This window comes from Caulobacter sp. P4_E5, assembly GCF_056401555.1.
This window is the reverse complement of the sequence record NZ_JBFUJD010000004.1, coordinates 105,674-129,046: the sequence shown is the minus strand read 5'-3', so window position 1 is coordinate 129,046 and position 23,373 is coordinate 105,674. Positions and strand designations below refer to the sequence as shown.

The 23,373-nt window shown below is 68.0% G+C and carries 16 protein-coding genes; 3 read left to right on the top strand and 13 right to left on the bottom strand.

Annotated features, from left to right (window positions below; translation table 11 throughout):
- Positions 1–83: 83 nt before the first annotated feature.
- From AC1DSO_RS02435 to AC1DSO_RS02405, 7 genes are all read right to left on the bottom strand, one after another.
- A complete protein-coding gene (locus tag AC1DSO_RS02435; protein WP_477067318.1) occupies positions 84–3,362 on the bottom strand; it encodes a TonB-dependent receptor in 3,279 nt (1,092 codons plus the stop codon).
- A 220-nt stretch (positions 3,363–3,582) separates the two neighbouring features.
- Entirely contained in the window at positions 3,583–3,753 is a 171-nt protein-coding gene (locus AC1DSO_RS02430; protein WP_477067317.1) for a hypothetical protein, read from the bottom strand.
- A gap of 29 nt (positions 3,754–3,782) precedes the next feature.
- On the bottom strand, positions 3,783–6,605 hold the full coding sequence (locus tag AC1DSO_RS02425; protein ID WP_477067316.1) for a [protein-PII] uridylyltransferase: 2,823 nt from the start codon (positions 6,603–6,605) through the stop codon (positions 3,783–3,785).
- 81 nt (positions 6,606–6,686) lie between these two features.
- The gene (mutS, locus tag AC1DSO_RS02420) at positions 6,687–9,398 is read right to left on the bottom strand and encodes a DNA mismatch repair protein MutS (RefSeq protein ID WP_477067315.1); all 2,712 of its coding nucleotides are present in this window, start codon (positions 9,396–9,398) and stop codon (positions 6,687–6,689) included.
- A gap of 100 nt (positions 9,399–9,498) precedes the next feature.
- Positions 9,499–10,656, bottom strand: coding sequence for a molecular chaperone DnaJ (dnaJ, locus tag AC1DSO_RS02415; protein WP_477067314.1), 1,158 nt, complete (start codon positions 10,654–10,656; stop codon positions 9,499–9,501).
- A 162-nt stretch (positions 10,657–10,818) separates the two neighbouring features.
- Positions 10,819–12,720 (bottom strand): molecular chaperone DnaK, encoded by a 1,902-nt coding sequence (gene dnaK / locus AC1DSO_RS02410; RefSeq protein WP_477067313.1) that lies wholly within the window; start codon positions 12,718–12,720, stop codon positions 10,819–10,821.
- 327 nt (positions 12,721–13,047) lie between these two features.
- Positions 13,048–15,723, bottom strand: a complete 2,676-nt coding sequence (locus AC1DSO_RS02405; protein ID WP_477067312.1) for a M1 family metallopeptidase — start codon at positions 15,721–15,723, stop codon at positions 13,048–13,050.
- A gap of 93 nt (positions 15,724–15,816) precedes the next feature.
- Here AC1DSO_RS02405 and AC1DSO_RS02400 point away from each other — a divergent pair, with 93 nt between their 5' ends.
- A complete protein-coding gene (locus AC1DSO_RS02400) occupies positions 15,817–16,428 on the top strand; it encodes an alpha-ketoglutarate-dependent dioxygenase AlkB (protein WP_477067311.1) in 612 nt (203 codons plus the stop codon).
- A gap of 181 nt (positions 16,429–16,609) precedes the next feature.
- On the opposite strand, the gene dnaA is transcribed toward AC1DSO_RS02400, so the two are convergent.
- The 6 genes from dnaA to mutM form a co-directional block, all read right to left on the bottom strand.
- Positions 16,610–18,082 carry a chromosomal replication initiator protein DnaA gene (dnaA, locus tag AC1DSO_RS02395; RefSeq protein WP_477067310.1) on the bottom strand — a complete coding sequence of 491 codons (1,473 nt, stop codon included), beginning with the start codon at positions 18,080–18,082 and terminating at the stop codon, positions 16,610–16,612.
- A gap of 401 nt (positions 18,083–18,483) precedes the next feature.
- Positions 18,484–18,759 (bottom strand): 30S ribosomal protein S20, encoded by a 276-nt coding sequence (gene rpsT / locus AC1DSO_RS02390; RefSeq protein ID WP_004617408.1) that lies wholly within the window; start codon positions 18,757–18,759, stop codon positions 18,484–18,486.
- A gap of 147 nt (positions 18,760–18,906) precedes the next feature.
- On the bottom strand, positions 18,907–19,695 hold the full coding sequence (locus tag AC1DSO_RS02385) for an enoyl-CoA hydratase (RefSeq protein WP_477067309.1): 789 nt from the start codon (positions 19,693–19,695) through the stop codon (positions 18,907–18,909).
- 81 nt (positions 19,696–19,776) lie between these two features.
- The gene (locus tag AC1DSO_RS02380; RefSeq protein ID WP_047413801.1) at positions 19,777–19,959 is read right to left on the bottom strand and encodes a DUF3606 domain-containing protein; all 183 of its coding nucleotides are present in this window, start codon (positions 19,957–19,959) and stop codon (positions 19,777–19,779) included.
- Positions 19,959–20,150, bottom strand: coding sequence for a hypothetical protein (locus AC1DSO_RS02375; RefSeq protein WP_477067308.1), 192 nt, complete (start codon positions 20,148–20,150; stop codon positions 19,959–19,961). The genes AC1DSO_RS02380 and AC1DSO_RS02375 overlap by 1 nt, the downstream gene beginning before the upstream one ends.
- Positions 20,151–20,164: 14 nt before the next feature.
- Positions 20,165–21,028 carry a bifunctional DNA-formamidopyrimidine glycosylase/DNA-(apurinic or apyrimidinic site) lyase gene (mutM, locus tag AC1DSO_RS02370; protein ID WP_477067307.1) on the bottom strand — a complete coding sequence of 288 codons (864 nt, stop codon included), beginning with the start codon at positions 21,026–21,028 and terminating at the stop codon, positions 20,165–20,167.
- 70 nt (positions 21,029–21,098) lie between these two features.
- On the opposite strand from mutM, the gene AC1DSO_RS02365 reads away from it, so the two are divergent.
- Together AC1DSO_RS02365 and ubiB are read left to right on the top strand one after the other, a co-directional pair.
- Positions 21,099–21,857, top strand: a complete 759-nt coding sequence (locus AC1DSO_RS02365) for a class I SAM-dependent methyltransferase (protein ID WP_477067306.1) — start codon at positions 21,099–21,101, stop codon at positions 21,855–21,857.
- 4 nt (positions 21,858–21,861) lie between these two features.
- The gene (ubiB, locus tag AC1DSO_RS02360) at positions 21,862–23,370 is read left to right on the top strand and encodes a 2-polyprenylphenol 6-hydroxylase (protein WP_477067305.1); all 1,509 of its coding nucleotides are present in this window, start codon (positions 21,862–21,864) and stop codon (positions 23,368–23,370) included.
- The last annotated feature ends 3 nt before the right edge of the window (positions 23,371–23,373 follow it).

Sequence of the window (23,373 nt, the reverse complement as noted above, 5' to 3'; positions counted from 1 at the left end):
CTCTTGTGGGGTCGCCCGCACAAGCCCCGCCGACGAAAGCCGGCGGGGCCTTTGGTCCGGAACTCTAGCAGCGCTAAGCGCCGCTAGAACGACCCGCGGATGATGAACGAGACGCGGCGGTCGCTGACGCTCCAGCTGTGGGTGCGGACCAGGCCTTTCGAGAAATTGCCCTGGGTGCCCAGGTACCAGGAGTCCCGCTGGTCCATCTCCAGCTCGTTGCGGGTGTTCAGCAGGTTCACCGCCTGCACGCCGATCTTCACCTGCGGCGACAGCGAATACAGCACCGACCCGTCCAGCTGGCCGTACGACTTCGAGTAAATCGGCACCATCAGGTTCGAAGCCGAGGCGCTCATTAGGTAGCGCGAGCGCCAGTTGTAGGCCAGGCGGGCGTCTATGCCGTATTTGCTGTAGAGAAGCGTCGCATTGTAGGTGTAGCGCGACAGCTGCTCCAGCGGCAGGTCCAGCTTCGAGGCATTGATCTGCGAGGCGTCGGTGGTGCTGCTGGACACGTTCGCCGTGCCCTTGCTTTCCAGCACGGTCGCGTTCAGTTCCGTGCCCAGGCCGCCGAGGGCGCCGGGCAGGAAGTCGTAGTATTGCTGGTACTGGAACTCCAGGCCGTAGATCTTACCGTGGCCCATGTTCTGCGGGATGGTCCCGACCGCCTGGACCGACTTGCCGTCAGCCTTGGTGATTGTCGCCAGGGTCTGCACCGACTGGATGTAGTCGTAGACGTCCTTGTGGAACGCGCCGACCGCCAGCATGCCGCCCTTGAAGTACCACTCGCCCGATAGGTCGAACGAGTTGGAGCGCATCGGCTTCAGGTTCGGATTGCCCGAGTAGAAGCCGAAGGCGACGTCCGTGTGGTATTTGACCGCCGAGCCGCCGGCGGCGGCGGTGTCGAGCTGGGCCTGGGTGTAGGGCGCGCCCGTCACGGGATTGATGACGCCATCGGCGACCGTGGCGTTGCGTGACTGCAGCGTGGCCGACATGTTGACCGACGGGTCCAGCTGGTAGAAGTCCGGCCGGACGATGTTCTTGGACGCCGCGAAGCGCAGGAACAGGTTCTCCTTGGCCTTCAGGCGCAGGTTCAGGCTGGGCAGAATGTCGGTGTAGTTGGTCCCGCCGACCGAGGCGAAGGGCTTGCCGTCGGCGAAGGTGATCTTGGCGGCGGCGGTCGGTGAGGCGAAGCGCGCCTGGCTCGGATCGATGAAGCCGACGGTTCCAAAGCCCTGGCCGTCCGTCGACGACTTGACGACCCGCAGGCCGATATTGCCGTCCCAGCTCATCGTCTGGTCGCCCCAGTGGAACGGCAGGTCGTCGCCGAAGCGGACCTTGGCGTAGACGGCGGCGGTCTTTTCCCACTGACGATTGACGCCCCGGCCGCCGGAGCTGGCGAAGCTGGTGTTCACGTCGCCCAGCGGCTGCCAGTAGCTGATACTGCCGGTCGGGGCCGCCCAGATGGGCATGTAGCTCATCATGGTACCCTGGGTGAACGGGCTGTAGGTCCCCCCGGCCGGCGACCAGGACGGGATCGTGCCGTTGGCGCCGCCCGGCGGATAATAGCCGTACTCGCCGTCGTTATAGGCCGGGCCGCCGCCCGGGATCGGGCCGTTCCAGATCGTCTGCTTCAGATAGGAATAAAGGGCCTGCGGGTTCTTGGCCAAATCGAACGACGGCAGGATCAGGCCCGGGACCGACAGGTCGCCCTTGAAGAAGTTGTCGAACGACACCTTGTCCTGGTGCTGGGTGTATTTGTCCGCCGTGGCGGTCACCCGCGTAGCCCAGGGCGCGGAGATCAGGTTCCAGTTGTAGCCCGCGTCGCGCGAGGTCGCGTCGCGCGAAGTGGCCCGCACCCCCAGCTTGATGTCCTTCAGCCAGCTGTCGTCGTCGAACGAATAGGTCGCGTCGAACTTGCCCGAATATTCCCGGGCGTCATTGTCGTCGAGGTGATCCATCGCCGCGTAGAGGCTGAAAGCCGACGGCGTGCTGGTCGTGTTGGCCATGGTGATCTTCGGCAGCTCGCCGGTCAGATCCAGGCCAAAGCCGCCCGCCAGGGTGACGGTGTTGTAGACCGTCAGGTCCGTGCCCTCGCGGTGCGAATAGACGTATTGCAGGTCGCCGGTCACCACCCAGCGATCGTTCGACCACCGGAAGCCGGCCGAGACGTCGTTGGTGTTGTCCTTGACGACGCCATAGCGGGCGCCGAGGTTCAGCAGGAACGAGTTGGCCACGCCGTTGCCGCCGCCGCCGCCGTCCACCAGCTGTCCCTTGAGGAAGTTTCCGTCCGCGTCGTACGTGAACGACGTGCCGGTCGCCGGCCCCACCACGAACGACTGGTTGTTGGTCGCCGAGCAGCAGGCCGAGGTCTGGGCGAAGCGGTCCTGGAAGGTCTGCTTGGCCTCGGTGCGGAACAGGGTGGTGTAGAGCTCCAGATTGTCGCTCGGCCGCCATTGGAAGGCGCCGTAGAAGCCCGTGCGGTTTCGGTCCTGGTGGTTGTTGCGGTACTGGACGCCGACCGGCACGAAGACGCGGCTCTTCGGCTGGCCGGCGATGGCGTTGTCGCCGTTGAAGTTGAACGTCGCGCCGCCGTCATAGGACGACTGAACACCCAGGCCGTGGGCGTTGTAGGGGTCGACGGCGATGGAGTTGACGGCGGTCTTCAGCTTCGAGTTGGACAGACTGACCAGCATGCCGAACTCGCCGAGATTGGTGTCGAACCGGTCGCTGAGCAGGACGCTGCCCGAGGGCGAGCCGGCCTTGCGCAGGTCGCCGCGCGTATAGTCGGCGGAGAAGGCCATCTGGTGGCCCTTCTGGTCGAACGGCATGCGCGTACGCAGGTTCACCGTGCCGCCCAGGCCGCCTTCGACGATGTCGGCCGAGGGGTTCTTGTAGACGTCGACGCCGGCGAACAGCTCGGGCGTGACGTCCTCCCACGAGATGGCCCGACCACCCCGTGCGGAAAAGATGTCGCGCCCGTTCAATTCAGACCGGACCCAGGTCAGGCCGCGGATCTGAACCCCCGAGCCTTCGGCGTTCAGGCGGTCGACGTCGCGAGGCTGGGTCGTGCGGCCGATGGTGACGCCCGGCACGCGCTGCAGCGCCTCGGTCACCGACCGGTCGGGGAGGCCGCCGATATCGACGGCGGTGATCGAGTCGACGATCTCCTCGGAGTTCTTCTTAAGCTCCTGCGCCGACTGGATCGCGCGCCGCTGCCCGACGACGACGACCTCGGTCACCGAATCGACAGCGCTGTCTTTGTCGCCAGAAGTTGATTGCGCCTGCGCCGTCGCGGCCCAGGCGCTGGACGCCGCCACCATGGCCGCCGACGCCAGCCACACAGTTTTCCTGTTGAGAGCCTTCACGTTTCCATCCCCGTTTTTGACCGGGGCCAAGGTCGGCCGACGGTCTCGCCGTGCGAGCCGTCTCCGACTTTGCGTCGGTAGGCGGGCTCACCGGCCTGTTTTATTTAATATGCTTTATTTAACCGCGGCGCATTTATCGTACAAGCCGCATTTTCAATCCCACAGCTCGAAGACGAGTGGGACCCTACGGCGCGGCGCCGTCGCGACGGCGTTCGGAGCTCTATCGCTTCGGAGCCAAGTCCGGTCGGGATGCGAGGAAGGCCGCGCGTTCCTCGTCGGTCAGCACCTTGGCCGTCTTGCGGCGGGTCACCTTCGGCGTGGGCCGCGCATAGGTGTCGGTGTTGGGGGACGTCGATTTGAGATCGCCCAGACGTTTGATCGGCGGCCGCATGTCTTTCCCCTAGGTCCGTGAAACGGCGTCTAACGCGCCACGCTGGCTCGGGCCCGACGCAGACCCGCGCGCGCGGCCGGGGCCGTGGCCTCGTTCTGCTCCAGGGCCGCCAGGAGGTCGGCCTTCAAGGCGTTGACCTTGCGGGTGTCGGTGATCTTCTCGCCTTCGGCCGTCTGGACRTAGAAGGCGTCAACGGCCCGCTCGCCATAGCCGTCGATATGGGCCGACTGGATCGACAGGCCGCTCTCGGCCAGGGTCTTGGCCAGGGCGTGCAGCAGGCCGGGCCGGTCGCGGCCCGAGGCCTCGACCACGGTAGCGTCGTTGGACGCCTCGTTGTCGACCGTGACGGACGGGGCGATGGCGAAGGCGGCGGCGCGCGACTGCTCGGCGCCCCGGCGCGGTTCCATGGTCAGGGCGTCACCCTTGCCGGCCGCTTCGAGGGCGTCGGCCAGGCGGCGCAGAGCCCGCGGGTTCTCGCAGCCCAGCGGCGCGCCGGTCACGTCCTGCACATAGAAGACGTCCAAGGCCTGACCTTGGCGGGAGGTGAAGACCCGCGCGCCGACGACATTGCCGCCCAGGGACGAGATGGTCAGGGCTAGATCGGCGAACAGGCCGCGCCGGTCCTTGGCCGCTACGACAACCTCGGCGGCGTTCTGGCCCGGACGCACCCGGCCTTCGGCGGCGGCCCCGCCCTGGATGGCCGCCCGGCGCGCCAGGGCGGCGTGCTCCAGCAGGTCTTCCTGCGGGAAGGCGCTGAAATAGGCGTTCTCCATCGCCGCCACCCAGCCCATGGCGGCTGGATCGGTCTCCAGCAGGACGGCGCGGGCGTTCTCGGCGACGTTCTCCTGGTGGCGCAGGACATTGGCGGCGGCGTCGCTGCCACGTCCGCCGCGGAACACCGCCTCAGTGGCGTTGTACAGCTCGCGCAGCAGCTGACCCTTCCAGCCGTTCCAGACGCCCGGGCCCACGGCGCGGATGTCGGCGACGGTGATGACCAGCAGCAGGCGTAGGCGCTCGGGGTTCTCGACGATGCGCGCGAAGGCGGCCACCGTCCCTGGATCGGAGACGTCGCGCTTCTGGGCGAAGTCGCTCATCACCAGGTGGTTCTCGACCAGCCAGGCGACGAGCTCGACCTTGGTGCGGTCGACCCCCAGCCGCTCGCAGGCGCTGCGGGCCGAGCGGGCCCCGGCCTTCTCCTGGCCGCCGACCCCGCCTTTGCCGGTGTCGTGCAGCAGCATGGCCAGGAACAGGGCCTCGCGGTCCTCGATCAGCGGCATGATCGAGACGGCCAGCGGGTGGTCCTCGCTCATGCGGCCGGCCGCCATGTCGCCGATCACGCCCACGGCGCGCAGCGTGTGCTCGTCGACGGTGTACGAGTGGTACATGTTGAACTGCATCTGGGCGACGATCCGACCGAACTCCGGCACGAAACGGCCCAACACCCCGGCGTCGTTCATCAGGGTCAGGGTGCGATAGCTGCGCTTGCCCCGGGCCAGCAGGTCCAGGAACGCCCGGCAGGCGTCCGGATCGCGGCGCACGCGCGAGGTGATCAGCTGCAGGCTGCGCGTCACCTCCGTGAAGGCGTCGGGATGCAGGTCGAGGTCGCGCTCGTCGGCGATCTTGAACAGGCGGATCAGGTTGACCGGATCGGCCTCGAAGATCTCCTGGCCCTCGATGTTGAGGCGACCGCCGTCCTCGTAGAAGCCCTCGACGTCCAGCGCCTTGCGCTTGGGTCGCCCGCCCGGCAGGAAGCGCGAAATACCCTTGGGCTCGTTCTTGAAGTGCTCGGCTTCCAGCTTGGCCGAAAAGGCGCGGGTCAGGGCCCCGACCTCCTTGGCGATCAGGAAGTAGCGGCGCATGAACCGCTCGACCGCCGGCGCGTCGCCACGGTCGCCGTAGCCCATGCGGCGGGCGATCTCGGGCTGCAGGTCGAAGGTCAGGCGCTCTTCCGGCCGGCCGGTCGTGAAATGCAGGTGGGCCCGCACCGCGTGCAGGAAGTCGAAAGCGCGGATGAAGGCCTTGGTCTCGCGGCTCGAGAACACCTCCATCTTGAAGACGTCCTCCGGCCGGTCGACCGGGTGCAGATATTCGGCGATCCACATCAGGGTGTGGAGGTCACGCAGGCCGCCCTTCCCTTCCTTGACGTTGGGCTCGACCATGTAGCGGCTGGCGCCGGCCCGGGCCTGGCGGTCGTCGCGCTCCTTCAGCTTGGCGGCGACGAACTGGGCCCCGGTGTTCTTCATCACCTCGTCGCGGAAGCGCTTCTTCAGGTCGGCGGCCAGGCGCTCGTCGCCGGTCAGGCGGCGGCCCTCCAGGATCGAGGTGCGGATCGTGAAGTCTTCCTTCGACAGCCGCACGCACTCCTCGATCGTCCGCGAGGCGTGGCCGACCTTGAAGCCCAGGTCCCACAGCGCATAGAGCATGAACTCGATCACGCTCTCGGCGTGCGGCGTCTGCTTGTAGGGCCGCAGGAACAGGAGATCGATGTCGCTGAACGGGGCCAGGGTCGCCCGGCCATAGCCGCCAACGGCCAGCAGGCACAGGCGCTCGCCCTCGGTCGGGTTGCGGGCCCGGAACACGTGGACCGTGGTGAAGTCGTAAAGGGCGGTGATCACCTCGTCGGTGACGCCCGACAGCAGCCGGGCGGTCTCGACGCCGCTGGCGCCGTTCTCCAGCCGCTCCTTGGCGATCATCCGGCCGCGAAACAGCGCCTGCTTGAGGATCTCGATGGCGCGCGAGCGCTGCTCGGCCTCGTTGCCGATGGAATCGAGGGCGGCGGCGGACAGGCGGGCCCGCAGGACGTGACCGTCGACGACGTGTTCCAGGCGGGTGGGGCGAAGGCGACGGGGCATGATGGAGATATGGTGTACCTGAGCGGGACGGCCAAAAATGGGAAATCGGTTCGGGCGACCGTCGCGCTCCCACTAAAGGCCCTAGGTCTTGAGCAGACCCTTAAGACGATAGAGGGCCTCCAAGGCCTCGCGGGGGCTCATGCCGTCAACATCGAGGTCGGCCAGCGAGTCCTCGACGACGCTCGGCGCCGTTTTGGCGGGCGCCGCGACGGCCGCCTGGGCCTGGCTGACGGCGAACAGCGGCAGGTCGTCCAGCTTGGCCGGCGACTGGTCCTTGCTCTCCAGGCGGTCCAACACCTCGCGGGCGCGGGCGACGACGGGACCGGGCACCCCGGCCAGCTTGGCCACCTGGACGCCGTACGAGCGGTCGGCCGGACCCGGCGCGGCCTCGTGCAGGAAGACCAGGTCGCCGTTCCACTCCTTAGCCCGCAGGCTGAGGTTGGAGACGAAGCTCATCCGCGCCTCCAGCGTCGCCAGCTCGTGATAGTGGGTGGCGAACAGGGCGCGGCAGCGGTTGGTGTCGTGCAGAGCCTCGGCGCAGGCCCAGGCGATGGCCAGACCGTCATAGGTGGCCGTGCCCCGGCCGATCTCGTCCAGGATCACCAGGCTGCGCGGGCCGGCCTGGGTCAGGATCGCGGCGGTCTCGACCATCTCCATCATGAAGGTCGAGCGGCCGCGGGCCAGGTCGTCGCCAGCCCCGACGCGGCTGAACAGGCGGTCGACCACGCCCAGACGGAAATGGGCGGCCGGCACGTAGCAGCCCGACTGGGCCAGGATCGCCAGTAGGGCGTTCTGGCGCAGGAAGGTCGACTTACCGGCCATGTTCGGGCCGGTGACGATCGACAGCCGCGCGCCGGTCTCGCCCGAGGCGTCCAGGCAGCAATCGTTGGGCGTATAGGGATCGCCGGCCCGCTTGACGGCGGCCTCGACCACGGGATGGCGGGCGCCCCTGGCGTCGAACGCGTAGGACTTGTCGACGATCGGCCGCACCGCGTCGGCGTCCTCGGCCCACTCGGCCAGGGCGGAGGCGACGTCGAGGCGGGCCAGGGCCTCGGCGGCGATCTGGATGGCGTCGGCCAGGCCCCTCGCCTGCTCGCGCCAGTCCTCGAATGCGGCGACCTCCATGGCCAGGGCCCGTTCGGCCGCCTGGGCGATGCGGGCGTCCAGGTCGGCCAGTTCCACGGTGGTGAAGCGGACTTGGTTGGCCAGGGTCTGGCGGTGGATGAAGGTGGCGTTCAGCGGCGGCTGGAACAACGGGTCGGCCTTGCCGGCCGTGGCCTCGACGAAATAGCCCAGCACGCCGTTGTGGCGGATCTTCAGCGGCACGCCGCTTTCCAGGGCCAGCTGGGATTCCAGGGCGGCGATGACCTTGCGGCTGTCGTCGCGCAGACCGCGCGCCTGGTCCAGCTCGGGCCGGACGCCGGGCGCGACGAAACCGCCGTCGCGAGCCAGGGCGGGCAGGTCGGGGCCCAGACCGTGCTCCAGCACGTTCAGAAACTGCGAGAGCCCGTCATGCAGCGAAGGCGTCAGGGCCTTGAAAGCGTGCTCCAACTCGAATGGCGGCGGCGACAGCGGGTCGGGCGAGCCGCCCGCCATGCCGGCCAGGCGCTCGCCGCACTTCAGCGTGTCGCGCAGGCATCCGAGATCACGCGGACCACCCCGGCCCAGCGCCAGGCGCGAAAGGGCGCGAGCCATGTCGCCGGAGCCTTTCAGCACCTCGCGCAGGCGCTGGCGCAGCGGGCGGTGCTCGACGAACCATTCGACCGCGTCCAGGCGCTGATCGATGGCGGCGACGTCCAGCAGCGGCCGGGCCAGCCGCGAGGCCAGCATCCGCGCCCCGCCCGAGGTGACGGTGCGGTCGATCACCGCCAGCAGCGAGCCGTCCCGGCCGCCGGTCTGGGTGCGATCGATCTCCAGGCTGCCGCGCGTGGCCGGGTCGATGGCCATCACATCCGCTTCAGCGGCCCGACGCGGCGCGCGCAGGGCCGGCAACCTGCCCGCCTGGGTCATTTCCAGATGGGCGGCGATCAGGCCCAGGGCCCCGATCTCGGCCGGCGACAGCCCGCCGAAGCCGTCGAGAGTGTCGACACCGTACAGGCGCTTGACCCGCGCTTCCGAAGCCTGCGGCTCCGACAGCGCCGATGGCATCGGCTGCACCAGGCCGCCGCAGATTTTCAGGGTCTGGGATAGGGCGTCGTCCGACAGCAGGCGGTCGGAGACCAGGGTCTCGGACGGGGCCAGCGCCGCCAGGATCGGGGCGACGGCCTCCTTGGCCACGGCGAAGACTTCGACCTCGCCGGTCGACAGCTCGACCGAGGCCACGGCCGCCTGGCCCGCGCGCACGGCCACGGCCGCCAGACGGTTGGCGCCCCGCGCGTCCAGCAGACCGTCCTCGGTCAGGGTGCCCGGCGTCACCACCCGGACAATGTCGCGGCGGACTACCGACTTGGAGCCGCGCTTCTTGGCCTCGGCGGGGTCTTCCATCTGCTCGCAGACGGCGACCTTGAAGCCCAGGCGGATCAGTTTGGAGAGATAGGCCTCGGCCGCATGCTGCGGCACGCCCGCCATCGGGATCGGCTGGCCGTTGTGCGTCCCTCGGAACGTCTGGCTGATGCCCAGCGCCGCGGCGGCCCTGTAGGCGTCGTCGAAGAACAGCTCGTAGAAATCGCCCATGCGGAAGAAGATCAACGCATCGGGCTGCCGCGCCTTCATCTCGAAGAACTGCTGCATCACCGGCGTCGCGCCGGTGGGATCGAGCAGGTGGGCAGGGGTAGGCGTGGCGTGGGCGTTCATGACGCCCGAAACTACAGAGCGTCGCGACTCCCGTTAAGGGGCGGCGTTAAGGAAATCGGGGGATGAAAGGCCCGAAAATGGGGGCGGCGACGGGGAAAGGTTAATTCCCCGTGACCTCTTCCCAGAAGCGCTTGGCCTTGCCGACGAAGTTGGCCGACTTGGGGTTCTGTTTCTCGCCGCACAGACCGGCCAGCTCCTTGAGCAGCTCCTTCTGGCGGGCGGACAGGTGGGTCGGGGTTTCGACGAACAGCTCGACCACCAGATCGCCGCGCTGACGGCTCCGCAGGGACGGCATGCCACGCCCCTTCAGGCGGACGGTCTTGCCGGTCTGGGCGCCTTCGGGCACGGAGACCGAGATCTTGCAGTTGCCGTCGCAGTTCTCGCCGCCCATCAGGCACGGCGCCTCGATCTCGCCGCCCAGGGCCGCCGTGGTCATCGGCACCGGCACGGTGCAGAGCAGGTCCAGGCCGTCGCGCTCGAACAGCTCGTGCGGGGTCACCGACAGGAAGATGTAGAGGTCGCCGCGCGGACCGCCGCGCGCGCCCGCGTCGCCCTCGCCCGCCAGCCGGATCCGGGCGCCGTCGTCGACGCCGGCCGGGATACGGACCGACAGGATGCGCTCGCGGCGCACCTGGCCGTGGCCGTTGCAGTTCTGGCAGGGATCCAGCACCAGGCGGCCCGAGCCGCCACAGCGCGGGCAGCCGCGCTCGACCGCGAAGAAACCTTGTGTCGCCCGGACCCGGCCGGCGCCGCCGCAGGTGCCGCAGACGGTGGGATTGGTGCCGGGCTTGGCGCCCGAGCCCTCGCAGACCTCGCAGGTCATGGCGGCGGGCACCTTGATCTCGACCTCGGCGCCCGCATAGGCCTGCTCGAGGGAAATCTCCAGGTCGTAGCGCAGGTCTTGGCCGCGCTGGGGACCGTTCGACTGGCGACGACCGCCGCCGAACATTTCGCCGAACACGTCCCCAAAAACGTCGTTGAAGATGTCGCTGGCGTCGAAGCCCTGACCGCCGAAGCCGCCTGGACCGCCTTGCTGGCCGTTGACGCCGGCATGGCCGAAGCGGTCATAGGCCGCGCGCTTCTGCGGATCGGAAAGGACCGAATAGGCCTCGTTGATTTCCTTGAACCGACCGGTCGCGTTCTCGCAGCCGCCGTTGCGGTCGGGATGGTGTTCCATCGCCAGTTTGCGGAACGCGGACTTCAGACCAGCGTCATCGATGGTCCGGGTCACGCCGAGAATTTCGTAATAGTCGCGCATTGTCAGCGTCTGGCGCCCAAAAGGCCCACGAAAGTGGCGTTGATACGGGAAGAGGTGGGATAGCACGCGGCCCGGCGCAAGGCGTCCTCGGGCGGCGAGACAAGACGTCGCGGCCGGGGAACAGACTTCTGGAGAATGTCCCCCGGCGCGCGCATGGCGGTCTTAGGCCGCCGGCTTGTTGTCGTCGACTTCCTCGAACTCGGCGTCCACGACGCCGTCGTCCGCGGCGGCCTCGGCGTCACCATCTTCGGCCGAGCCTTGCTGGGCGGCGTACATGGCCTCGCCCAGCTTCATGGAGGCTTGGATCAGGGCTTGGGTCTTGGCCTGGATGGCCTCGACGTCCTCGCCTTCCAGCGCCGCCTTCAGCTCGGTGACACCAGTCTCGATCGCGGTCTTTTCAGGCGCGCCGACCTTGTCGCCGTGCTCGGCCATGGCCTTCTCGGTCGAGTGCAGGATCGCCTCGCCCTGGTTCTTGGCCTCGACCAGCTGCTTCTTCTTCTCGTCCGACGCCTTGTTGGCCTCGGCTTCCTTGACCATGCGCTCGATGTCGTTGTCCGAGAGGCCGCCGTTGGCCTGGATGCGGATCGAGTGCTCCTTGTTGGTCGCCTTGTCCTTGGCGTGGACCTGAACGATGCCGTTGGCGTCGATGTCGAAGGTGACCTCGACCTGCGGCACGCCGCGCGGCGCCGGCGGGATGCCGACCAGGTCGAACTGGCCCAGCATCTTGTTGTCCTGCGCCATCGGGCGTTCGCCCTGGAACACGCGGATCGTCACGGCCGACTGGTTGTCGTCGGCGGTCGAGAAGGTCTGCGAGCGCTTGGTCGGGATCGTGGTGTTGCGTTCGATCAGCGGGGTGAACACACCGCCCAGGGTCTCGATGCCCAGGGTCAGCGGGGTCACGTCCAGCAGCAGCACGTCCTTGACGTCGCCCTGCAGCACGCCGGCCTGAACGGCCGCGCCCAGCGCCACGACTTCGTCGGGGTTGACGCCCTTGTGGGGTTCGCGACCGAAGAAGTCCTGCACCGCCTGCTGGACCTTGGGCATGCGGCTCATGCCGCCGACCAGGATCACTTCGTCGATGTCGCTCTTCTTCAGGCCCGCGTCCTTGAGGGCCTGTTCGCACGGACCGATGGTGCGGGAGATCAGGTCGTCGACCAGGGCTTCCAGCTTGGCGCGCGACAGCTTGATGTTCAGGTGCAGCGGACCCGAGGCGTTCATGCTGATGAACGGCAGGTTCACTTCGTATTGAGCGGTGCTCGACAGTTCCTTCTTGGCCTTTTCGGCCTCTTCACGAAGGCGCTGCAGGGCCAGCTTGTCCTTGCGCAGGTCGACGCCCTGCTCCTTCTTGAACTCGTCGGCCAGGTAGTCGACGATCCGAAGGTCGAAGTCCTCGCCGCCCAGGAAGGTGTCGCCGTTCGTCGACTTCACCTCGAAGACGCCGTCGCCGATTTCCAGGATCGACACGTCGAAGGTGCCGCCGCCCAGGTCGTAGACGGCGATCTTCTTGTTGTTGTCCTTGTCCAGGCCATAGGCCAGGGCCGCGGCGGTCGGCTCGTTGATGATGCGCAGGACTTCCAGACCGGCGATCTTGCCGGCGTCCTTGGTGGCCTGACGCTGGGCGTCGTTGAAATAGGCCGGAACCGTGATGACCGCCTTGGTCACCGGCTCGCCCAAGTGCGCCTCGGCGGCTTCCTTCATCTTCTGCAGAATGAAAGCCGAGACTTCCTGCGGGCTGTAGTCCTTGCCATGCGCCCGGACCCAGGCGTCGCCGGTCGGGCCCTTGACGATCTCGTAGGGCACCATGCCCTTGTCCTTCTCGACCACGGGATCGCTGGCGGTGCGGCCAATCAGGCGCTTGATCGCGAACAGCGTGTTGGTCGGGTTGGTCACGGCCTGGCGCTTCGCCGGCTGACCGATCAGGCGCTCGCCGTCTTCCTGGAAGGCGACCACCGACGGGGTGGTGCGAGCGCCCTCGGCGTTCTCGATCACCTTGGGGGTCTTGCCGTCCATGATGGCCACGCACGAGTTCGTGGTGCCAAGGTCGATGCCGATAATCTTGCTCATTCTAGTACCTGTTCGCTCCTTTTAGGCGGACGGCGGTGACGAGGGCCTTCTCGGAAGCGCCCCGGTTTTTCTCGTACCGTCCCCGGTGGGTTCGCACGCTCTACTGTTGGTTTCCACACTCTACCCGTCGACAAAAGTCGAGCGGGCGAAATGCGTTGTTCGAAGTTGACGAACCCGTCAACCCCGCTTCGCAGCCGGATATGGGGGATGGTGGTCAGCGCGCAAGCCCATAACCCCATGCGACAAGGGGGAATCTCATATCCCGCCCCAGAAAAAAGGCCGCACCCTTTCGAGTGCGGCCCAAAAAGATATCGTGTTATCCGAGATTTAGCCGACTTTGGCGACCCAGGCGGTGATGGCCGGAAGGCGCAGCTGGCGGATCTTGGCGCGGTTCACCACCGCGGCGGCGGCCTTGTCGGCCTCCTTGCGCGAGCCCTCGGCCAGGTTGGCGGCGGCATAGGCCTTGATCTTGTCGGCCGTGGCCGGGTTCGACGAGGCGGCCCCCAGGCCGGGGATGAACTTGGTGCGCGAGCTGGAATCGACCTTGTCGTTGACTGCGTCCTTGTTGGCCACGGCCCAGTCGAAGGTCATGTCCGGATGGTTCTGGGCGACCTTCGAGATCATGGTGCTGGACAGGGTCTCGCCCGGCTCGGTCGTCAGGGCCAGAGCCAAGGCCTTTTGGGCCAGGCTCTCGTCCTCGGCCGAGGCCAGCAGCGTGTACAGCTGGTTGCGGATCAGCGGCGTCTTCTCGGCCTGGGCCTGGGCATGGATCGTGTCCCAGGTCGGGGCGTCGGCGTGCTTGGCCACGACACCCAGGATGGTCTTGCGCAGCGGGCCGGGGATGGCGCTGGGGTCGGTCTTGTCGGCGGCGAAGCGGCGCGTGGCCTCGGCCACCACCTCGGCGTCGCCCAGGCCGCCCAGCGTCCCGATCAGGTCGGCGCGCAGGATGGCGACATTGTCGGGCTCGCCAGCCTTGGCGGTCCAGCCCACCTTGGCCAGCAGCGGCTTCAGCTGGGCGATGGCCAGCTTGCGGAACGCGGCGCGCTCGGCGGCCTGGCCTTCGTAATAGCCGTCGATGGCCGAGAAGGTGGCGGCGACCTTGGACAGCACCTGCGGGTCGGTGTCGGCGGGCGTGGCCTTGGCCAGCTCAAGGAAGTCGGTGGCGGGCTGGTAGCCGGCCAGGCCCATCGACCAGACGTCGGACATCACGCCCAGCTGGTCGATCGATGGCAGCTTGGCGAAATTCTGGACGATGCCGGTGAAACGCTCAGGACCGTACAGGACGCGGTAGTAGCCGCTCTGGCCGGCGTTGACGACAACCGGGCCGCAGCCCTGGACCGTGACCGAGCCCTTGCCGCCGGTGACCAGGGTCTTGGCCTCGCCGCCGCCCAGGGCCTCGACCGTGACGGGGACGCGCCAGGTCAGCGGCTTCTTGTCGGGCAGGTCCTTGCTGAACTCGCCCTGGGTCAGGGCCAGGGTGGTCTTGCCGGCCGCGCAGGTCGCGCTGTCGACGGTGATCAGCGGCACGCCGGGCTGCAGGGTGAAGTCGTGGGCGATGGCGGTGATCGGCTTCTTGGCCGCCGCCTCGACGGCCTTCCACAGGTCGTCGCTGACCGTGTTGCCGTGGTTGTGCGTCTTCATGTAGGCGCGCACGCCGTCGCGCCAGGCGTCGTGGCCCACATAGCTTTCCAGCATGCGGATCACGGCCTCGCCCTTCTGGTAGGTGATGCCGTCGAAGGCCTGGCTGGCCTGTTCGACGGTCTCGACGTGCTGCACCACCGGATGGGTGGTTTGGAGGGCGTCCAGGCCCATGGCGTATTCACGCCCGCCCACCGCGGTCAGGGCGGCGTTCCATTCCGGGTGGAAGTGCTCGGTCGCCCGGCCTTCCATCCACGAGGCGAAGCCTTCGTTCAGCCACAGGTCGTCCCACCAGGCCATGGTGACCAGGTCTCCGAACCATTGGTGGGCCATCTCGTGGGCGACGGTGGTGAAGACGTTCTGCTTGTCGGTCTCGGTCGAGATTTTCGGGTCCAGCAGCAGGGCGTATTCGAAGTAGAAAATCGCCCCCCAGTTCTCCATGGCGCTGAAGAACTGGCTGCGGCCCGGGGCGGCGATGTTGTCCAGCACCGGTAGCGGATAGGGCGTGCCGAAATAGTCGTTGTACCAGGGCAGGATGTCGGCGGCCGCTTTCAGAGCGAACTGCGCCTTGGGGATGTCGCCCTTCTTGGTGACCACGCCGACGTCCGCGCCGGCCGCCTTGACCGAAGCGCGGTCGAACTCGCCCAGGCCGAAGAACAGCAGATAGGTCGACATCTTCGGCGACGCAGCGAACTTGACGAGCGTTTTGCCGCCGCCGAGGTCCTTGGACGAGGCGATGGGCATGTTGCCCAGGGCCATCTGGCCGGTCGGGATCGTCGCCTCGACGCTGTAGGTGGCCTTGTAGAACGGCTCGTCCCACGAGGGGATGAAGCGACGGGCGTCGGAGTTCTCGAACTGGGTGTAAAGCGCGCGCTTCTTGCCGGTCTCGGTCTCGTAGTCGAGCGCGAACAGGCCGGCGGCCTGCTTGTAGATCTTGCCGGCATAGTCGATCGACAGGACGTACTTGCCCTTGGCCAGCGGCTTGGCGAACGTGAAGGCGGCGGTCTGGGCGTCTTCGTCGGTCTTGATCGTAGCCGCACCGATACCCGCGATCTCGGCCTTGGCGAAGGTCAGGTCGGCGGCCTGCAGGGTCACGGTGGCGGTCGGCTCGATCACCTCGATGGCGATCTTGACCTTGGCGGTGAAGGTCAGCTTGTCGGCGTCGGGCGTAAACGCCAGATCATAGTGCGAGGGCCGAACGTTGCGCGGTAGCTGGGTCGTCACGGTCGCGAAGGTCGCGCCCTTGGAGCCCATCGAAGCGGCGGGCGCTAGCTTCGGCTTGGCCTTCGCGGCCGGGGCGGCGGAAACGCTCCCGGCGGCCAACAAAATCACGGCCATGGCCGCGGAGGACATAAGACGACGCATGTTCGGTCCTAATATGGAAAAATTGTCCGGCCCCCTCAGCCGGCGGCGCAAACCAACACCTTTCGTCCCTATGCCGCGCGTTAAATTTCAGCAATGTTTCAGTCACTGACCGTTGTTCCCGGTTTCGACCTCTGGCCGGGGCTTTTGGACCCCGCCGCCCAGACGGCTCTGGTCGACGCCGTCATGGCCGCCGCCGACGCCGCGCCCTTCGCCCACTACGGCACGGCCTATGGCAAGGCGATGAGCGTGGCCATGACCGCGTTCGGCCCTTTGGGCTGGACCAGCGATCCCTCCGGCTACCGCTACGCCGAGCGCCATCCGGGCACGGGCGCGGCCTGGCCGACCATGCCGCCCGCGCTGCTGGAGCTGTGGGCCAAACTCGGCGATCCGGAAACGCCGCCGGACTCGTGTCTGATCAACCTCTATCGCGGCGACGCCCGCATGGGCCTGCACCAGGATCGCGACGAGGCCGACCCGGCCTTTCCGGTCCTGTCGGTCTCGCTGGGCGACACGGCGGTGTTCCGGATCGGCGGGACCAGCCGCAAGGACCCGACGCGGAGCCTGAAACTGAGCTCGGGCGACGTCTGCCGGCTGTCGGGGCCCGCGCGGCTGGCCTTCCACGGGGTGGATCGGATCCTGGCGGGGTCGTCGGGACTGGTTCCGGGCGGCGGGCGGATCAATTTGACGCTGCGGCGGGCGCGATAACTTTCGCTGTCATCCCGGGCGAAGCCCCGGGACCGCCGGGACCGCCGGCGCTTGCCGCGGTCCCGGCTCGGCGCGCCCCGCGCTTGGCCGGGATGACGGCCTACAAGGAAAAAAGGGCTGCCCTTTCGAGCAGCCCCTTCCAATTCAAACCCCGGAAACCGGTGTCCCGGCCTCGCCCGGATCAGCCGCGCAGCTTGCGCGTGATGACTTCCAAGTCGTGGTTCAGGGCGCTGTCCTCGGCGCGCAGGGCCTCGATCCGGCGCACGGCGTGCAGGACGGTGGTGTGGTCGCGGCCCCCGAAGCGGCGGCCGATGTCCGGCAGCGAACGGGTGGTCAGCTGCTTGGCCAGCCACATGGCGGCCTGGCGCGGACGGGCTACGGCGCGATTGCGGCGCTCGCTGAGCAGGTCGACCTGCTTCATGCCGTAGTGCTCGGACGTGGCCTTCTGGATGTCGTCGATGGTGATGCGCTTCTCGCCCGACCGCAGATGCGGCCGCAGGATCGCCTGGACCTCGTCGAGGGTCATGCGCGACAGGCCTTCGCCGGCGCGGGCCGACAGGGTGTTCAGCGCGCCCTCCAGCTCGCGGACGCTGTCGGTGAAGCGGTCGGCCAGGAACTGCAGCACGTCGGGGCGCATGGTCGGCTCGAAGCCGTGGGCGGCCGACAGGGTCTGGATCTTGCGCTCCAGGATGCCCAGGCGCAGCGAGCGGTCGGCCGGCTCCAGGCCGCAGACCAGGCCCGCCGACAGGTGTGAGCGCAGGTGGGCGTCCATCTCGGTCATGGCCGACGGCGGACGGTCCGACGAGAACACGACGCGGCGGCCTTCCTCGACCAGGGCGGTCAGCGTGTGGAACAGCTCTTCCTGGGTCGACTGCTTGCCGGCGATGAAGTGGACGTCGTCGATGATCAGCAGGTCGGCGGCGCGCAGCTCTTCCTTGAAGGCCGCCGTCTGGCGATCCATCAGGGCGCGCACGAAGGTCGACAGGAAGCGCTCGGCGGTCAGATAGACCACGCGCTTTTCCGGCGCGTTGCGCATGGCTTCCCAGGCCAGGGCGTTCAGCAGGTGGGTCTTGCCGAAGCCGTAGGGGCCGTGGAACAGCACGGGATTGAAGTGGCCGTCGGCCCAGTTGGCGATCCGGCGCGCCACGGCGTGGGCGAATTCGTTGGCGGGACCCGGGACGAAGGTCTCGAAGGTGAAGCGTTCCTGCAGGCCTTGGGTGCGCGGCGACTTGGCGCTCGGCGCCGGCGCATCGCTGGACACGGGCAGGACGATCTCGATCGGCTCGGCGGCGGCCTTGGGGGCGTCGACATAGGCGACGCCGGAACCGACCTGGGCGGCCTCGAACTCCAGGCGCGACTTCAGGTCGATGCGACGGCTGGTCGGATCGTTGGCCGCCCACAGCTCGCCAATGCGGCGCCAGGCGCTGCGGCGGACCCAGTCGCGGGCGATGCCCGTCGGCGTCACCAGCACGACGTCGCCGGTCGCGGCCTCACGCAGCATCGCCGGCGCGATCCACGACCCGAAGGCCGCATCGCCCAACTCGCGTTTCAACGCCACGCACACCTTCGACCACACGATCGCGGCCGGCTCGCAAGCCGCCGTCGAAATCGCCGCCGAGAAGTCCTGGCTGGCCACCCCGCCCTTCATCGTCATTCGTCCACCGCCTCGTACAAAAACAACCGCCGCAACCAATCAGCCGCCCGCCCCCCATGGCGTACGGCCGTCTTCTCAGCACACACAGGTTCTTACCCGGCGACCGCAATGGGTCCGCCGCCGCCTTGTTTTGTTCAAGACTGGAGAAGCGCTGAGACGCTTAAACTAGCCAGCGGACCCCGCCGGTCAAACGGAAAACTTGCGTCCGATCGCGGATATTTCTGTTGACTCGCGAGACCCCCTCGCCTGGCAAGGGAATAGTGAAGCCAACCCCTCAGATCACAGATTGCAACGTGAGGAACAGAACGTTGGATTCAAAGCAAAAGCCGGTCAGGCGAACCTAACCGGCTTATGTAAATACTTGAATTCCTTGGACGAACAGCGTTCGTCCTAAATCTGGACTAGGCCGCGGCCTTATCCAGCTTCTTCAGGCGAGCGGCCAGGCGCGAGACCTTGCGCGAGCCCGTGTTCGGATGAACGACGCCCTTCGAAACCGCGCGCATCAGCTCCGATTGAGCCTCGACGAAAGCGGCCTTGGCGACGGCGACGTCACCCTTGGCGATCGCGTCTTCGAACTTGCGCAGGAAGGTGCGCACGCGCGAGCGGCGGGCGGTGTTGACTTCGGTGCGGCGAGCGATCTTGCGGATCGCTTTCTTGGCGCCGGGATTATTGGCCATAGGTCGGACCTTCAATGCGGACAGCCGCGCGGGCAGCCGCGAAGCAGAGGAAATCGAGCGCGCGGATATACGGGAAGCGCCGGCCGGGGTCAACGGTCCACAGGCGAAATCCCGCGGACCATCGTGACGCAATCGATTAGCGGCGGATCACGTCCCCTTGAACGCCGGCTTCCGCTTCTCGACAAAGGCCGACATGCCTTCCTTCTGATCGTCGAACGCGAATAGCGAATGGAAYAGGCGACGCTCCAAGGCCACGCCCGTGGTGAGCGTCGTCTCGTAGGCGGCCTCGACCAGTTCCTTGTTCATCGCCACCGCCAGCGGCGACTGGCCGGCGATCTTGGCGGCGACCGCCAGGGTCTCGGCGACCAGGGCGTCGGCCGGGAAGATCCGCGACACCAGGCCCGAGCGCTCGGCCTCGGCGGCGTCCATCATCCGGCCGGTCAGGATCATGTCCATGGCCTTGGACTTGCCGACGAAGCGGGTCAGGCGCTGGGTGCCGCCGATGCCGGGCGCGACGCCCAGATTGATCTCGGGCTGGCCGAACTTGGCGGTGTCGGCGGCCAGGATGAAGTCGCACATCATCGCCAGTTCGCAGCCGCCGCCCAGGGCGTAGCCGGACACGGCGGCGATGATCGGCTTGCGGCACTGCTCGATCGCCCGCGCGCCGGCGGTGAAGAAATCGGCCTTGAACATCTGGGCGTAGGTCTTGTCCGACATCTCCTTGATGTCGGCGCCGGCCGCGAAGGCCTTGGTCGAGCCGGTCAGCACGATGCAGCCCACGGCGTCGTCGGCTTCCGCCGCCGCCAGCGCCTGGGCCAGCTCGCCCAGCAGCTGGGTGTTGAGGGCGTTCAGGGCCTCGGGCCGGTTCAGGCGGATCAAGGTCACGCCGGGCGCGGCCTCGGGCGCCTCGACGATCAGGGTCTGGTAGTCGGCCATCGGCGGGTCTCCTGCTTCAGCGTCGCCTTTATAGAGAGGCGCGCGCCGTTGGGGAGCCCTCGGGCTATCGACGATCCGGTGTCAGCGCTTCTTGCCGAGCTCGGCGGCGATGTCCTTGGTCATGCGGCCGACCTTGCGGTGGGCGGCGGTGATCTGGTCGCGGGTCACGCCCCAGCGCTTCATCCAGTATTCGACGGCCTGACGCTCGGAGAGATCCAGCCGGTCCTTGTCGATGAAGCCGCGCTTGTCCTTGAGGCCGGCCATCAGCGTTGCCCCCAGGGCCTGGAATTGCCGGTGGCGGCGCGGCTGGCCTGCTGGCGCTGGAAGCCGCCGCCTCGCGGCGCCTTGGGCCGAGCGTCGAGCGCGGCCTGCTTCAGGCGCAGGGCTCGCTGCATCGGGGTTTCGTCCTCGGGGATCGGGGCGGGACCGGGTGCGGTGTCGTTCGGGTCGCTCATACGCAGAACCTAACTCAGACCTGGCAAACGGGACAGAAGAAGGTCGACCGTCCCGCCTGGACCTCCCGGGCGATCACGCCCCCGCAGCCCGGCGTCGGACACGGCTCGCCTTCGCGGTCATAGACGCGGAAGCGGTGCTGGAAATAGCCCAGGGCGCCGTCGGCGGCGGCGAAGTCCTTCAGGGTCGAGCCGCCCACCTCGACGGCCTCGGCCAGGACCTCCTTGATCGCGGCGGTCAGTGGCCCCAGGCGCTTCTTGGCGATCCCGCCCGAGGGCTTGAACGGCGAGATGTGGGCCCGGTGCAGAGCCTCGCACACATATATATTGCCGAGGCCCGCGACGGTCTTCTGGTCCAGCAGCAGGGTCTTGGGTCCCTGCTTGCGGTTCTCGAAGGCTTTTTCCAGTGTCTTGACGTCGAAACCATCGCCCAGCGGCTCGGGGCCCATGGCCGCGAACCAGGGGTGGCGGTCGACCCGATCGGTGGCGATCAGATCCATGAAGCCGAACCGGCGGGGGTCGTAATAGGTGATGGTCGCGCCCGCTTCGGTCTCGAAGACCACGTGGGCGTGCTTGTCGTCGGGTGTGACCTCGCGCGCGAAATCCCCCGGCCGAACTGTTCCCTCGGGCGCCGCGATCTCGAAGCGGCCGGTCATCCCCAAATGCATGACCAGGGTGTCGCCCCGGTCCAGCGGGGCCAGGATATATTTGGCCCGGCGGTCCAGGCGCAGGATCTTCGCGCCCGCCAGCCGCTGGACGAACCCTTCGGGCAGCGGGAAGCGCAGGTCGGGGCGGTTGGCGCGGACTCGCGACAGGCGGGCTCCGGCCAGCACCGGCTCCAAGCCCCGGCGGACGGTCTCGACTTCGGGCAATTCGGGCAAGGGTGTTCCTTCGACGCGAGGCGCAAGCTAAGAGCGTCCTGTCATATAGAGAGCGCGGCCCAAAGACGTCATGAGCAACTCCTCCGCCAGCTTTGGTTTCAAGGACGTCGACGCCTCGCAGAAGGCGGGCCTGGTGCGCGGCGTGTTCGACCGCGTCGCCAAGAACTACGACATCATGAACGACCTGATGAGCGGGGGCGTGCATCGCCTGTGGAAGGACGCGGTCGCCGCGCGTCTGAACCCGCAGCCGGGCGAGGTGATCATCGACTGCGCCGGCGGCACCGGCGACATGGCCCGCCGCTTCGCCAAGATGGCTCGCGGCGCCCAGCAGCGGCGCGGCGGTCCGGACGCGACCATCAACATCATCGACTACAACGCCGAGATGATCGCCGCCGGCATCGAGCGCGGCGGCGAGCCCGAGATCACCTGGACGGTCGGCGACGCCCAGCGTCTGCCGCTGCCGGACAACTACGCCAACGCCTATGTGATCTCATTCGGCATCCGCAACGTCACCGACATCGACGCGGCCCTGCGCGAGGCGCGCCGCGTCCTGAAGCCCGGCGGCCGCTTTCTGTGCCTGGAGTTCTCGCGCCCGGTGACCGAAGCCCTGGCCAAGGCCTACGACGCTTACAGCTTCAAGGTCATCCCGCAGGTCGGCGAATGGGTCGCCAAGGACCGCGAGGCCTACCAGTATCTGGTCGAGAGCATCCGCCGCTTTCCCGACCAGCGGACCTTCGCCGGCATGATGGAGACCGCCGGCTTCAAGCGGGTGAGCTTCACCAATTTCACCGGCGGCGTGGCGGCCCTGCATCAGGGCTGGGCGCTTTAGACCCGTGGCCGGCCTGTCCGCCTTCTGGCGTCTGACCGGCGCGGGCTGGGCCCTGGTCCGGGCCGACGCCCTGGTCCCGCGCGAGGTCGAGCCGCTGTTGCCGCCGTCGGCCAAGCTGGCCGGGCGGCTGCTGCGCCTGTTCGCCGGTCCAGCGGCCAAGCGAGGACGGCCGGGCGAGCGCCTGGCCCGCGTGTTGGAAAAGCAGGGTCCGGCCGCGATCAAGATGGGCCAGTTCCTGTCGACCCGGGCCGACATCTTCGGGACCGCCTTCGCCGAGGACCTCTCGCACCTGAAGGACCGGCTGGCGCCGTTCCCGTTGGCCGAGGCCAAGGCCGAGATCGTCCGCAATCTCGGCAAGCCGCTGACGGACGTCTATGCCGAGATCGGCGAGCCGGTCGCCGCCGCCTCCCTGGCCCAGGCCCATCCGGCGGTGCTGCTGGACGGTCGCAAGGCGGCGGTGAAGGTGCTGCGCCCAGGCATCGAACGCCAGGTGGCCCAGGACACCGCCGTACTGCGCCTGGCCGCCCGCCTGGCCGAGAGGCTGGCTCCTGCCTCGCGCCGCCTGCGGCCGATCGAATTCGTCGAGGTGGTGATCCGGTCTCTCGACCTCGAGATGGATCTGCGCTTCGAGGCCGCCGGCTGCGCCGAGCTGGGCGAGGCGATGGCGACCGATTCCTACATGCGCGCCCCGCTGGTCTGCTGGGAGGGCGTCGGCAAGCGGGTCCTGACCCTGACCTGGGCTGAGGGCGTACCGCTGTCCGACCCGGCCGCCCTGACCCTGCCAGGCCTGGACCACAAGGCTCTGGCCGAGAACGTCACCCGCGGCTTCCTCGCCCAGGCACTCGACCACGGCCTGTTCCACGCCGACCTGCACGAGGGCAACCTGTTCGTCGCCGCACCGTCCGCGGTCGTGGCCGTCGACTACGGCATCCTCGGGCGCCTGGGACCTGGTGAGCGCCGCTACCTAGCCGAGATCCTCTACGGCTTCCTGAATCGCGACTACGCGCGGGTCGCCAAGGTCCATTTCGACGCCGGCTATGTCCCCGCCCACCAGGATGTCGACGCCTTCGCTCAGGCCCTGCGGGCGGTCGGCGAGCCGGTGTTCGGCCGCAACGCCCGCGACGTCTCGATGGGCCGCCTGCTGGCCCAGCTGTTCGAGATCACCGCCCTGTTCGACATGGCCCTGCGGCCAGAACTGGTCCTGCTGCAGAAGACCATGGTCACCGTCGAGGGCGTGGCGCGCCGCATCGACCCGACCCACGACCTGTGGGCCGCCGCCGACCCGGTGGTGCGCCGCTGGATCGGCCGCGAACTGTCGCCCGCCGCCAAGGCCAAGGACTTCGCCGACGAGGCCCTGCGCGCGATCAGGGCTTTAGCCCGTCTCGCCGACGCCCCGCCGGCGTCGCCCCCGGTGGTGTTCGAGCGCGACCACACCTGGCCGCTGCTGTGGTTCCTGGTCGGCGCGGCTACGGCCGGTGCGGCCTTCGTCACTGGCCTGCTGCTGGCGCCGTAACGG

Coding starts and splice junctions, on each gene's coding strand:
- AC1DSO_RS02430 (WP_477067317.1), bottom strand. CDS start 3,753: ATGCGGCCGCCGATCAAACGTCTGGGCGATCTCAAATCGACGTCCCCC.
- mutS (WP_477067315.1), bottom strand. CDS start 9,398: ATGAACGCCCACGCCACGCCTACCCCTGCCCACCTGCTCGATCCCACC.
- dnaJ (WP_477067314.1), bottom strand. CDS start 10,656: ATGCGCGACTATTACGAAATTCTCGGCGTGACCCGGACCATCGATGAC.
- dnaK (WP_477067313.1), bottom strand. CDS start 12,720: ATGAGCAAGATTATCGGCATCGACCTTGGCACCACGAACTCGTGCGTG.
- AC1DSO_RS02405 (WP_477067312.1), bottom strand. CDS start 15,723: ATGCGTCGTCTTATGTCCTCCGCGGCCATGGCCGTGATTTTGTTGGCC.
- AC1DSO_RS02400 (WP_477067311.1), top strand. CDS start 15,817: ATGTTTCAGTCACTGACCGTTGTTCCCGGTTTCGACCTCTGGCCGGGG.
- dnaA (WP_477067310.1), bottom strand. CDS start 18,082: ATGACGATGAAGGGCGGGGTGGCCAGCCAGGACTTCTCGGCGGCGATT.
- rpsT (WP_004617408.1), bottom strand. CDS start 18,759: ATGGCCAATAATCCCGGCGCCAAGAAAGCGATCCGCAAGATCGCTCGC.
- AC1DSO_RS02380 (WP_047413801.1), bottom strand. CDS start 19,959: ATGGCCGGCCTCAAGGACAAGCGCGGCTTCATCGACAAGGACCGGCTG.
- AC1DSO_RS02375 (WP_477067308.1), bottom strand. CDS start 20,150: ATGAGCGACCCGAACGACACCGCACCCGGTCCCGCCCCGATCCCCGAG.
- AC1DSO_RS02365 (WP_477067306.1), top strand. CDS start 21,099: ATGAGCAACTCCTCCGCCAGCTTTGGTTTCAAGGACGTCGACGCCTCG.